This window comes from Ruegeria sp. BHSB064, assembly GCF_059613205.1.
The window spans coordinates 1-12,651 of sequence record NZ_JBXWSB010000124.1; the positions used below are offsets into that span (position 1 = coordinate 1).

Annotated in this window: 9 protein-coding genes and 2 pseudogenes; 4 read left to right on the forward strand and 7 right to left on the reverse strand. The window is 57.2% G+C overall.

The genetic code is table 11. The annotated features are described in order from the left end of the window. The 6 genes and pseudogenes from AC2FNU_RS20735 to AC2FNU_RS20760 all read right to left on the reverse strand — a co-directional run. Positions 1 to 297, reverse strand: a pseudogene (locus AC2FNU_RS20735) (adenosine deaminase); the annotation flags it as partial. Continuing rightward, positions 294 to 1,505 (reverse strand): phosphopentomutase, encoded by a 1,212-nt coding sequence (locus tag AC2FNU_RS20740; RefSeq protein ID WP_496791935.1) that lies wholly within the window; start codon positions 1,503 to 1,505, stop codon positions 294 to 296. The pseudogene AC2FNU_RS20735 and the gene AC2FNU_RS20740, both read right to left, overlap by 4 nt. Beyond that, on the reverse strand, positions 1,502 to 2,809 hold the full coding sequence (locus AC2FNU_RS20745) for a thymidine phosphorylase (RefSeq protein ID WP_496791937.1): 1,308 nt from the start codon (positions 2,807 to 2,809) through the stop codon (positions 1,502 to 1,504). The genes AC2FNU_RS20740 and AC2FNU_RS20745 overlap by 4 nt, the downstream gene beginning before the upstream one ends. A 4-nt stretch (positions 2,810 to 2,813) precedes the next feature. Beyond that, positions 2,814 to 3,206 (reverse strand): cytidine deaminase, encoded by a 393-nt coding sequence (locus AC2FNU_RS20750; RefSeq protein WP_496791942.1) that lies wholly within the window; start codon positions 3,204 to 3,206, stop codon positions 2,814 to 2,816. A gap of 92 nt (positions 3,207 to 3,298) precedes the next feature. Beyond that, positions 3,299 to 4,402: a cupin domain-containing protein gene (locus AC2FNU_RS20755; RefSeq protein ID WP_496791947.1), complete on the reverse strand. Its 1,104-nt coding sequence runs from the start codon at positions 4,400 to 4,402 to the stop codon at positions 3,299 to 3,301. Next, entirely contained in the window at positions 4,365 to 5,069 is a 705-nt protein-coding gene (locus AC2FNU_RS20760) for a hypothetical protein (protein ID WP_496791952.1), read from the reverse strand. The genes AC2FNU_RS20755 and AC2FNU_RS20760 overlap by 38 nt, the downstream gene beginning before the upstream one ends. Positions 5,070 to 5,251: 182 nt before the next feature. Here AC2FNU_RS20760 and AC2FNU_RS20765 point away from each other — a divergent pair, with 182 nt between their 5' ends. From AC2FNU_RS20765 to AC2FNU_RS20775, 3 genes are all read left to right on the forward strand, one after another. Then, positions 5,252 to 7,525 (forward strand): NADP-dependent malic enzyme, encoded by a 2,274-nt coding sequence (locus tag AC2FNU_RS20765; protein ID WP_496791960.1) that lies wholly within the window; start codon positions 5,252 to 5,254, stop codon positions 7,523 to 7,525. 370 nt (positions 7,526 to 7,895) lie between these two features. Beyond that, complete coding sequence (prpE, locus tag AC2FNU_RS20770) at positions 7,896 to 9,785, forward strand: propionate-CoA ligase PrpE (RefSeq protein WP_496791965.1); 1,890 nt, start codon at positions 7,896 to 7,898, stop codon at positions 9,783 to 9,785. An 87-nt stretch (positions 9,786 to 9,872) separates the two neighbouring features. Further along, the gene (locus AC2FNU_RS20775) at positions 9,873 to 11,309 is read left to right on the forward strand and encodes an amidase family protein (protein ID WP_496791968.1); all 1,437 of its coding nucleotides are present in this window, start codon (positions 9,873 to 9,875) and stop codon (positions 11,307 to 11,309) included. 257 nt (positions 11,310 to 11,566) lie between these two features. Here the strand turns inward: AC2FNU_RS20775 and AC2FNU_RS20780 are convergent, their stop codons facing one another. Then, entirely contained in the window at positions 11,567 to 12,328 is a 762-nt protein-coding gene (locus tag AC2FNU_RS20780; protein ID WP_171091113.1) for an NAD kinase, read from the reverse strand. Positions 12,329 to 12,495: 167 nt separating this feature from the next. Between AC2FNU_RS20780 and glyA the strand changes: the two are divergent. Beyond that, positions 12,496 to 12,651 (forward strand): annotated as a pseudogene (gene glyA / locus AC2FNU_RS20785) (serine hydroxymethyltransferase); the annotation flags it as partial.

A 12,651-nucleotide genomic window follows, 5' to 3' on the forward strand; every position in this document is an offset into this window, starting at 1 on the left:
GCCACAGAAATCGGGGCTCAGAAAAGTCTCGGAATAGACCACGCCGTTTTCCGCGCTTTCTTCCAGAATGGCCAAAGTGAGCCGCCGAAAGTCTTCGGGTGTTTTCAAAACTTCGCACGCGGCTTCATACACGCTTAGGAAATGCGCGAAATCACGGAAATCATACGATCCGTCCGGCTTGAAGATGCCGCTCAGGTCCACGCGCTTTTCATGCGCGAGCTGACGGATGAAGGCAGGAGGGGCCGCGCCTTCGTGATGCAGGTGCAGTTCGATTTTTGGAAGGTCGGCGACGCTCATAAAAAGTTCCTTCCCGGCCCTTGCGCCGGAATGTTCAGGTGATGAGCAATGCTGGCGGCGATGTCGGCAAAGTCCACTTGTCCGATCTGCCCCGCGCCCTGCCCTGCAATCAGAACCGGCACCTGTTCACGCGTGTGATCCGTTCCGGTCCAGCTGGGGTCATTGCCATGATCAGCAGTCAGCAGCAATAGATCACCGGGGCGGAGCCTCGGCAGAATCTTTCCGATCTCGCGGTCGAACCATTCCAATGCACGGGCATAACCGCTGATGTCGCGGCGATGGCCATAGAGGCTGTCGAATTCCACAAAGTTGGCAAACGTCAGACTGCCCTCTTCCGCCTCGTCCACAAGATCAGACAGGTGCTGCATCAATTCAGCGTCCGACCCTTTGCTCAGCGTGTCGATGCCCTGCATCGAGAAGATATCACCGATCTTGCCGACAGCGTGCACCTTACGTCCGGCATCCTGCACCCAATTGGTCAGCACCGGTGCGGGCGGCAAAATGGCGAAATCCTTGCGATTGGTCGTGCGTTCAAAGCCCGTCTCTGGCGTGCCGACAAAGGGGCGCGCAATGACACGACCCACTTTCATCTCATGCAGACGCGGCGCAAGTGCGCGGCACATGTCCAGCAGCCGGTCCAGCCCGAAGCTTTCTTCATGAGCGGCGATTTGAAACACGCTGTCGGCAGACGTGTAGCAGATCGGCCGACCGGTCCGCATGTGTTCGGCACCCAACTCAGCGATGATCGCTGTGCCCGAGGCGTGACAATCCCCAAGAACGCCTTCGGTCCCGGCTGCCTCAGCCGCAGCACGGGTCAGGTCCGTGGGAAAAGCAGGAACCGTGTCTGGGAAATAATGCCAATCCCATGGCACCGGAAGGCCAGCCAGTTCCCAATGGCCCGAGGGTGTGTCTTTGCCGGGCGAATGCTCACGCGCGCAGCCCCAAAGGCCGTTGGGTTTTGCGTTCAATCCCGGGGTTGTGTCACCGGACGCCAAGCGCACAGCCGCGCCAAGACCCAATGCGTCGAGATGCGGCAGGTTCAAAGTACCTGAACGACCCTCTTCCGCGCGCCCCTCGGCGCAAGCCTTCGCAATGTGGCCCACTGTGTTCGCCCCGGTATCCGGAACGTTGCCATTGAAAAACCGGTCGGCATCTGGCGCCCCGCCAATCCCGACGGAATCCATGACCACTAGAAAGGCGCGGCTCATACACTGATCCTTTCGTGAACCAGGTGGGGCACCGTCGGAGCTGTATCGCTGATCGTGATCGCGTCAAGCACGCTTTCAGCGACGCGGCGCGCAGCGTCTTCCCGTGCCGAATGGATTACAGCGATGGGTGCCCCTTTGGACACAGGATCCCCCAGCCGGAGAATGCCAGAGATCCCAACGGCTGGGTCGATCTGGTCGCTTTCGACCTGACGACCACCGCCCAGCGCAACGACAGCCAGACCCAGCGCCTCACCGTTGATAGCCGCGATATAGCCGTCCTTCGGGGCGGAGACTTCTTGGATGACACTTGCCTCTGGCAGGAACCGGGCCCAGGTTTCGACGAACTGTACGGGGCCACCGACCGCAGCCATCATGCGACCAAACCGTTCCGCAGCGCGCCCGTCACGAATAATGGCCGCGATTTTTTCACGCCCCTCCTCAACAGACGCGCTAACGCCTGCATCAGTCAGAAGAACACCCCCCAACTCGGCAGAGATGTTTGCCAGCGGTGAAGAGTGCGACCCGGTCAGGACCTTCATGACCTCGGCAATTTCCAACGCATTGCCCAGCGCTGGTGCCAATGGTTGATTCATGTCCGTTATGACAGCTGATGTCCGGCACCCCGCCGCGTTTGCGGTTTCAGTCAATGCAAAGGCCAGCTTGTTGGCTTCTTCCATCGTTTTCATGAAGGCACCGCTGCCGACTTTAACGTCCAAAACCAATGCATCCGGGCTGGCAGCCAGCTTTTTGGACAGGATCGATGCCGTGATCAGATCCAGGCTTTCGACCGTCGCCGTCACGTCGCGCACCGCATAAAGCCGTTTGTCGGCCGGAGCAATCTGACCCGTTGCGCCCACGATCGCCGCACCGGTTTCGCGCAAAATCTGCGCAAGGCGATCCTGCCCGATTTGTGTGCTGACACCTGGTATCGCCTCAAGCTTGTCCAGCGTGCCGCCAGTGTGCCCCAACCCACGGCCCGAGATCATCGGAACATATGCACCGCATTCCGCAAGCGCCGGGGCAAGTACCAGGCTGACACTATCCCCGACCCCGCCGGTCGAGTGTTTGTCGATAACTGGCCCGTCCACGTCCCAAGTGAGAACCTCGCCGCTATCGCGCATCGCAACAGTCAGATCCGCTCGCCCCTTAGAGCCCAATCCACCCATGCAAACAGCCATGGCAAAGGCCCCGGCCTGCGCGTCACTGACGCTGCCATCAGCTAGACCTTGCGCGAACCAGATCAGTTCCTCGCGCCCCGGCACATCGTGCTTGCGCAGCTTTGCTATGATCGAACGGGCGTCCATGCGTTCAGACATCCTCCATATGCGAGGCATCGAACGCGCCCGGCAGCAATTCTCCGATGGTGGTTTCGAACTCGGCACCGTCCACGGTCGCCAAAGTGACTTTCACATCGCGCTTGCCGAACTCGGCCAGTTTCTGTCGGCACCCACCGCAAGGCGGCACGGGTTGCGGGCTAGAGGCGACCACATAGACCTCGGTCAGTTCCTGTTCACCCGCGGCAACCATCGCGGCAATCGCACCGGCCTCGGCACAGGTACCTTCGGGATATGCAACATTTTCAACGTTACAGCCGGAATAAACCTGACCCGAGGAAGACCGCAGCGCCGCGCCGACCTTGAAGTTCGAATAAGGCGCATAAGCGTTTTCCCGGGCAGACAAGGCAGCGTCTTTCAGCGACATAGCGATTCCCTATTTTTTGATCATCTGGTCAGAAATTTGCACCCTACCGGAAAAAGGCAGGGGAATAGAAGCCCCCAACCCGTGTTTTTCCATCACCCCAGCTTTGTGTTGAAGGTACCGGGCAAGGTGACTTCCAGCAATTCGATATCGTCCGACGGCGCGGACAGGCGCGTACGCATCCCTGGCGGAATGACGAGCGCATCGCCTTGTTCCAGCCGGTATGGTTCGCGGCCTTCGCCTTCCAGCGTAACTTCGCCGCCCATCACGAAGGTGAAGTGGATATCGGTGTCATGGCTGGCCCATTCCGGATCGCCCTGCCCTTTGCGCACAACCTGAACTCCGGCGACGCCCTTGGTGTTTTCGGCAATCGTCGTGTCGCGACAGATATACCCCGGCAAACGGAACGGCACCCATTCGGCGTCCTTTGCCTGATTGTAGACAAAGCGTTGCCCCTGCCATTCCCGATCGGGGCGAAAATGCGGGGTGGGAAGCTGCATGTCATGATCGATTTCCGTGACATGTTCGGCCGGCACACCGATCTCAATGACCTGAACGTTGTCGGATGCTTCCAGCACGCGGTGGCGAATTTCCGGCGGCTGGATAAAGCAATCACCGGCGGTCAGGCGCATCTTCTCGCCTTGATCTTCATAGACCACATCCACCCATCCATGGATGCAAAAGATCAACTGAAACCCGACCTTGTGAAAATGCACCATGTCAGGCACCGGGCCACCGTCGGGGATACGTATGTGGCTGGCGATGATGGATCCGCCCAAACGATCCGGCACCAGATCGCGGTAGTGCATTCCGGCGCGACCGATTATCCACGGCGCCTGATCCTTGAGCCTGCGCACCACGAAGGAATGAACCGTTTCAGGCATCACAAGCGGCGGGTTTAGCTCTTCGATCTCAACACGCGTCCCGTTTGGGGCAACAAGAACACGCTGACCTTGGGCAAAACCTTCGGGATCATCCGTCAGAATACGCAGCGTCCCTGCGCTTTCTGGTGCATCTTTTTCGATGCGCAGGCGCACCCCATGACCCGAAAAAACCCCAACTCGTGGGTCGTCCGCAGGATAGATCATGTCCATCTTCATCCCCAGCACTTTTGTATAGAAGGGGATATCGTCACGCAGTTCCTGCGTGGGCAGGCGGATTTCAGCGTATGTCTGCGATGGATCGGCTGTCTTGGTCATTGGGCGTCCTGTTGGATTGCGTTTTGGGCCATCCGATCAGAACAGAGACCAAAATGCCAATCGAAAAGAACATCTCGAGCGTTTCTTCCAGAACAAAAAGGCGCACCACCATGAGGTCTGACAAAGCACCAGCATATAATCCAGAGAACTCTTCCAGAAGCTGAGCAATGACGGCAACACATCCCGCCGCGATAAACACCATCAAGGAAAGGTTGCGTTGTTTGAAGGCGCGCCAACCTGTTGGAATGCCGTGCCAGACGGCCCCACCGAGCACGAGGATGACCAGAGCAACCCTGACCCAGGTGACGTCTAAGAAAACATCCAAGCTGTGTAGGATCGTGAACGGCAGACTGCCTTCGGAATAGATGTCGGCCTCTAATTCACGTTCAGCCAGCAAAAGGCAGGTCAGACCGATATACGCGCGGGCGATGCCCCGATAGCGCCACAGCGCCGCAAGACCTGCGGCAAACAAACCGGCGGCTGAGATTGTTTCGATCGGGCCACCTTCCTGATTGAACTGCGCTGCGAATTCTGGCCAGACGAGCACAACGCTAACGAGAACACCCGCCAAAACCGCCGCGCCCCAAAGCGCCATCCGGGAAGAGACGACATTGCTCGAAAAGCCGGACGGTAAGCCTCCGACTTGATCACTTAACTTGATTGTCATTACTGCTTTTTCTTGCCTGAGTGGTCTTTGAATCGCAAAGTCGACTGGATGTAAAAGTTTTATGACAAAATTCAATCCTCAGACACTTCACAGTTGCGACAACTCGCCGAAGTGACGCAGCGTAGCCAAGCCTGAAAAAATAGTTTAAAGTTAAATTATATTTTTAGGGAGAAGAACCGCCAATGCCTGACACCCCCAGCTTGAGACAGGCTGCGCTTGAATATCACGCACATCCGAAGCCCGGAAAGCTTGAGATCAAGGCCACAAAGCCCATGGCCAACGGGCGCGATCTGGCCCGGGCCTATTCGCCCGGCGTTGCCGAGGCCAGCCTTGAGATCAAGGCCGATGCTGCAAATGCCGAGCGCTATACCGCGCGTGGCAACCTTGTTGCCGTGGTCTCCAACGGCACTGCTGTTCTGGGCTTGGGCAACATCGGTGCGCTTGCGTCGAAGCCAGTGATGGAGGGCAAGGCCGTCTTGTTCAAAAAGTTCGCAGGCATCGATTGCTTTGACATCGAAGTCGATGAATCTGACCCTGAAAAGCTGGCGGACATCGTTTGCGCGCTTGAGCCGACATTTGGCGCAATCAACCTTGAGGACATTAAAGCCCCCGACTGTTTCATAGTCGAAAAATTGTGCCGTGAGCGTATGAACATTCCGGTGTTCCATGACGACCAGCATGGCACCGCCATTGTCGTGGGGGCCGCCGCAAAGAACGCCTTGCACGTTGCAGGGAAATCCTTTGACGACATCAAGGTCGTTTCAACCGGCGGCGGGGCCGCAGGAATTGCCTGCCTGAACATGCTGGTAAAACTGGGTGTCAAACGCGAGAACATCTGGCTGTGTGACATCCATGGGCTTGTCTATGAAGGCCGGGCCGAGGACATGAACCCGCAGAAATCCCGGTTCGCTCAGAACTCGGATCTGCGGACACTGGATGACGTCATCGGGGACGCAGACTTGTTTCTGGGTCTAAGCGGGCCGAACGTCCTGAAACCTGAAATGGTTGCAAAAATGGCCAGCCGCCCGATTATTTTTGCGCTGGCCAACCCAACCCCGGAAATCCTGCCCGAGGCCGCCCGCGAAGTTGCGCCGGATGCGATCATCGCCACAGGGCGCAGCGATTTTCCAAATCAGGTCAACAACGTACTTTGTTTCCCCTTTATTTTCCGGGGCGCGCTGGATGTGGGTGCAACCGAGATCAATGATGAGATGCAGATTGCCTGTGTCGACGGAATCGCGGAAATGGCCCGCGCGACAACCAGCGCCGAAGCTGCTGCAGCTTACAAAGGTGAACAGCTGACTTTTGGCCCGGATTATCTGATTCCCAAACCTTTCGACCCTCGTTTGGTTGGTGTGGTCTCATCTTCTGTGGCAAAAGCGGCAATGGAAAGCGGCGTCGCCAAAAGGCCCATCGAGGATCTGGAAGCTTACAAGGAAAAGCTGAACCAATCCGTCTTCAAGTCTGCCCTTCTGATGCGCCCGGTGTTCGAAGCCGCAGCGGCCGCATCCCGCCGGATCGTGTTTGCCGAGGGTGAAGATGAGCGGGTTCTACGGGCCGCGCAGGCGATTCTTGAAGAGACAACGGAAACGCCCATCCTGATCGGACGCCCCGAGGTAATCGAGGCGCGCTGTGAAAGGTTGGGCCTGACCATCCGCCCCGGAACCGATTGTCAGATCGTGAACCCGGAAAACGATCCGCGTTATTACGATTACTGGAACTCGTACCATCAAATCATGCAACGCCGCGGCGTCACACCGGATCTGGCCAAGGCGATCATGCGCACCAACACCACCGCGATTGGCGCAATCATGGTGCATCGCGGCGAGGCCGACAGCATGATCTGTGGCACGTTCGGCGAATATCGCTGGCATCTGAACTACGTCGAACAGGTTTTGGACGAAGGCGACTTGCGTCCGCATGGCGCTTTGTCCCTGATGATTTTGGAAGACGGGCCCTTGTTCATCGCCGACACGCATGTTCGGCAATTGCCAACCCCCGAAGAACTGGCAGAAACTACACTCGGTGCTGCGCGGCACGTGCGCCGGTTCGGGATCGAACCAAAGATTGCCTTCTGCTCGCAGTCGCAATTCGGAAACCAAGCCGAAGGGTCCGGCAAACGGCTGCGCGCGGCGCTGAGCATTCTGGATCAAAAGCCGCGTGATTTCGTTTACGAGGGTGAAATGAACCTGGACGCCGCATTGGATGCGGATCTTCGGGCACGCATCTTTCCGGGATCACGACTGCAAGGCGCAGCAAATGTGCTGATCTTTGCCCATGCAGATGCCGCCAGCGGGGTGCGCAATATCCTCAAGATGAAAGCGGACGGGATCGAAGTTGGCCCCATTCTTATGGGCATGGGCAACAAGGCTCATATAGTCACGCCTTCGATCACGGCACGCGGGTTGCTGAATATGGCTGCCATAGCGGGCACTCCGGTTGCGCATTACGGCTGAACAAACTCAGCAAGAAAATCAAAACCGCGCCCCAGTATAGGGTGCGGTTTACCAAAAGTTTACGGCCGCTCTGCTATTGCAACTCACGCATAGCCGGGTTTTTCGAAAGTTACCGGACCGACCAAAGCTTGCGTGCATTCGCGAGTCGTGCTCGGTTCAGTTTTTTGCAGCAAACAGTTTGCAGTTTTGCAAAATGGCCCAAAGAATGTAGAATTTCCAATATTGAAAAAGGGGTTTGCAAAAATTTGCAGCCTTCTCAGCGGTTTCCTGCAAATATTTTGCGATAAACTGACGCGTCGTCATTTGATACGCTTGCCCGAAAGTTTTCTGGGTCCTAACACAATGTCCAAGTCGTTGTGAGGAGGACGAGATGGCGTATCAGGACGTTTATGACAGCTGGAAAACTGACCCCGAAGCGTTCTGGATGGACGCTGCCAAAGGGATCGACTGGGTAAAAGAGCCCAGCAAAGCGTTGTTCGACGACAATGCGCCACTGTATGAATGGTTCAGTGACGCGCGCGTCAACACCTGCTGGAACGCGGTGGATCGCCATGTGGAAAACGGTCGCGGCGAACAAACCGCCATCATCTATGACAGCCCCATTACACACACCAAGCGCGAGATTTCATATGTCGAACTGCGCAACCGCGTGGCCAACCTTGCCGGTGCGCTGCGGGCCAAGGGTGTCGAAAAGGGCGACCGCGTCATCATCTATATGCCGATGATCCCCGAAGCGCTTGAGGCGATGCTGGCCTGCGCCCGTTTGGGTGCAGTACATTCGGTCGTGTTCGGCGGTTTTGCCAGCAACGAATTGGCCGTTCGGATTGATGACGCCAAACCAAAGGCGATCATCGCCGCATCCTGCGGGATGGAACCGGGCCGCGTGGTGCATTACAAACCCTTGCTGGACGGCGCGATCGACCTGGCTGAACACAAACCTGAATTCTGCGTTATTTTCCAGCGTGAACAAGAGGTTGCCCAGCTGATCGAAGGGCGCGACTTCAACTGGCACGGCTTCCAATATGGGGTTGAACCGGCCGAATGCGTTCCGGTCGATGGCAATGATCCGGCCTATATCCTTTACACCTCTGGCACCACAGGCGCGCCCAAGGGTGTCGTGCGCCCGACTGCTGGACATCTGGTGGCGCTGAACTGGTCGATGAAGAACATTTACAACGTCGATCCGGGCGATGTGTTCTGGGCGGCATCCGATGTGGGCTGGGTCGTAGGCCACTCTTATATCTGCTACGCACCGCTCATCCATGGGAACACAACCATCGTGTTCGAAGGCAAGCCGGTTGGCACTCCTGATGCGGGCACCTTCTGGCGCGTGATCTCAGAGCATAAGGTCAAAAGCTTTTTCACCGCCCCGACAGCGATCCGTGCTGTAAAACGAGAAGACCCAAAAGGCGAGATGATCGCCAAGTACGACCTGTCCCATCTGCGCGCCCTATACCTTGCCGGTGAACGCGCTGACCCCGACACGATCATCTGGGCGCAAGATGCACTGAAGGTTCCGGTGATCGACCATTGGTGGCAAACCGAAACAGGCTGGGCCATCGCCGGCAATCCTCTGGGCATCGAAGAACTGCCGGTCAAGTTGGGCTCACCTGCCAAACCAATGCCGGGCTATGACGTACAGATTCTGGATGAAGGCGGCCACCCAATGAAAGCAGGTGAGCTGGGTGCCATTGCGGTCAAGCTGCCGCTGCCTCCGGGTACGTTGCCGACCTTGTGGAACGCAGAGGCACGCTTCAAGAAATCCTACCTCGAGCACTTCCCGGGATATTATGAAACCGGCGATGCAGGCATGATCGATGAGGACGGATACCTCTATATCATGGCGCGGACCGATGACGTCATCAACGTGGCAGGCCACCGCCTGTCGACCGGCGGGATGGAAGAGGTTTTGGCCGCCCACCCGGACGTGGCCGAATGCGCGGTGATCGGTGTATCGGATCAGTTGAAGGGTCAGATGCCGGTTGGTTTCCTGTGCCTGAACGCGGGCGCAAACCGGGATCACGGTGACGTGGTTCAGGAAGTGGTCAAGATGGTGCGCGAAAAGATCGGCCCTGTTGCAGCGTTCAAGCTGGCCGTTGTCGTAGACAGGCTGCCCAAGACACGCTCGGGCAAGATCCTGCGCGGCACCATGGTTTCGATTGCGGACAATCAGGATTATAAAATGCCTGCCACGATCGACGATCCTGCAATTCTCGACGAAATCAAAGACGCCTTACAAACAATCGGTTACGCCAAGTAACCCGGGGGCGGTTCAGGCCGCCCTTTTCGCGTCTGCACTTGCATCCTGGATCAGGCCCCCTACTCTCGCTGTAAACAGTGAGGGCCCATGACACATTCCGACATTTGGCGTCTCAGCGCTACAGAGTTGACCAACCTGACACGTCGCGGTGATCTGAGTGCGACTGAGGCTGTTCAGGCTTCGATTGACCGGATGGATGCAGTCAACCCGGACCTGAACGCCGTGGTAGAAGATCTGCGCGCCGAGGCATTGGAACGCGCACATTCACTGGACAAAGCACGTGCAAACGGTCAACCGACCGGAACCCTGCATGGTGTGCCGGTCACGATCAAAGTGAATGTAGACCAAAAAGGGCACGCCACCACCAATGGCGTTGTGGCACTGAAAGATGTGATCGCACCGGATGACGCGCCGGTCGTCAGCAATTTGCTAAAAGCCGGAGCGGTCGTAATCGGGCGAACCAATACGCCAGAATTTTCGTTTCGGGCCGACACCGACAACCTGCTGTATGGGCGCACGCATAACCCATGGGGGCGGCATATCTCATCCGGCGGATCCTCGGGCGGAGCGGGCGCTGCGGTGATGGCAGGCATCGGCGCGCTGGCTCATGGCAATGATATTGGCGGCAGCCTGCGCTTTCCGGCAGCGGCCAACGGAGCGGTCACAGTGAAGCCCGGGCTGGGGCGTGTCCCGGCCTGGAACCCCAGCCAAACGGTTGAACGAGGTTTATTGGCGCAGTCGATGTCCGTTCAGGGCCTGATCACACGCTCAGCTGCGGATTTGCACCTGTCGATGCCAAGCGTGATCGCGGCCGACGCGCGTGACCCTTTCCATGTGTCAATGCCCTGGCGCGGCGAAGCCCCCGACGGACCCATCAAGGTGGCGTTCACAAAAAACACCTTTGGATATGCCCTGCATCCCGAGGTCGAAAAGGCGCTTGATACGGCACGGGATGCTCTGGTCGATGCTGGCTATGTCGTGGATGAGGTTGATCCACCGGACGTGTTTGAATGTGGCAGGATCGGCTACCGGACATTGATGGGCGAAGTTCTGACCTTGATGAAATCGGATATCGAAGCAGCGGGATCGCAAACCATTCGAGAGATTTTCGACGTCTACTTTCAGGAATTCCCACCTATCGTCGAAACTGAGATGATTAGGATGTTGGCCAAACGCAGCCACTATGCGCGTGAATGGTCGCTGTTCTTGCAAGACTATCCGCTGGTACTGTCACCGTTCCTGCCGCAACCATTCTTTAAGCCGGACCGCGACACGGAAGGGGCGGAAGGTGTTCATGAAGTTCTGGGCTGTGCCGTGTATTCTTATGCGATGAACTTCCTGGGGCTGCCAGCAGCCTGCGTACCCGCACGGCTGGCAGATCTACCTAAAGGGCCTCAGCCGATCAACGTACAGATTGCTGCCAATCGTTGGCGCGAGGATTTGGCAGTGGACGCCGCCGCAGCCATCGAAGCACGCGTTGGGCAAATGTCTGTCGCGCTTTGGGATCAGATGGAAGCGACGTAAGCGAACGCAAAAAATAGACCCTGGGTCATTGTGCCCAGGGTCCGACTGCTTAAATAAGCCCGGAAATCTGATGACGAGCGTAGCACCACCCACCCTCGCCAGCGCAAAATTTGCACAATCATTCGAAAACGCCGTTCAGGTGGCCACTCACTCCCACCTTGGCGTGTTCTCCGGGTGAATTCACCCTAGCCAATTTGCGATAAATTCCCTGTGAACTGGTTCACATAAGCCTGAAAAAAATGCGCGGCGGCCCAAATTTATGTGAATTGTTCGGAAATTAGGCGTTCTTCAAGGCCATGACCGGGGTCAAACAGTATGCGGTGAGCTATCGCCGGTTCGGACCTGATTTCGACCCAATCAATTTCCGGGAACGAGATGGAATCAGCATCCGCCATAACCGGGCGTTTATCCGCATCCAGAACATCAAACCGAACCTTCGCGATCTTGGGCAACAGCGCACCGCGCCAACGGCGGGGGCGAAAAGCGGCAATCGCTGTCAACGCCAAAACATCCGACCCGATGGGCAGGATCGGTCCGTGCGCGGAATAATTATAGGCTGTCGATCCGGCTGGTGTTGACAACAATGCCCCGTCGCAAACCAGTTCCGGCATCCGCACACGGCCATCAACGCTGATCTTCAGCCGCGCCGCCTGTGGCCCTGCCCGCAGCAGCGACACTTCGTTAATGGCAAGCGCCTCGTGCAGCGTGCCGGATTGATCCATTGCCCGCATCAACAGCGGGTTGATTACTTCTTCCTCGGCATCCTCGAGACGCGCCATAAGGTCGTCTTCGTGGTATTCGTTCATCAGGAACCCGATCGTTCCCCGGTTCATGCCGTAAACCGGTGTATCAAGATGTTGCATGTTATGCAGGGTGCGCAACATGAAGCCGTCCCCGCCCAAAGCCACGACAACATCAGCGTCCCGCGGTGCCGCATTTCCGTGTTTGGCAACCAGAATATCCCGGGCCGTCTGCGCCACTTTGACATCACTGGCAAGAAAGGCGATTCTCTTTTTCATGTTTTCCGGTTTCCGGTGCTGCACATTTGGTTCCGAAACAAACATACCTTTCCCCAATAGGCCAGTCTTGACGCCCCAGCGGACCAAATCGTCGCTTTACGGCTTTTGAAAATGCAACGTTTCCGATAGGAAATCCGCAAGTTTTTACCCAGCCATGTGGAGCGCCCATGAACGCCAATCTTCGTGACACCGGATTTTTCAACCAGTCTTTGTCGGACCGTGATCCTGAGCTTTTTGGCTCGATCACGTCCGAGCTGGGTCGTCAGCGCGACGAGATCGAACTGATCGCATCCGAGAACATCGTCTCTGCCGCCGTGATGGAA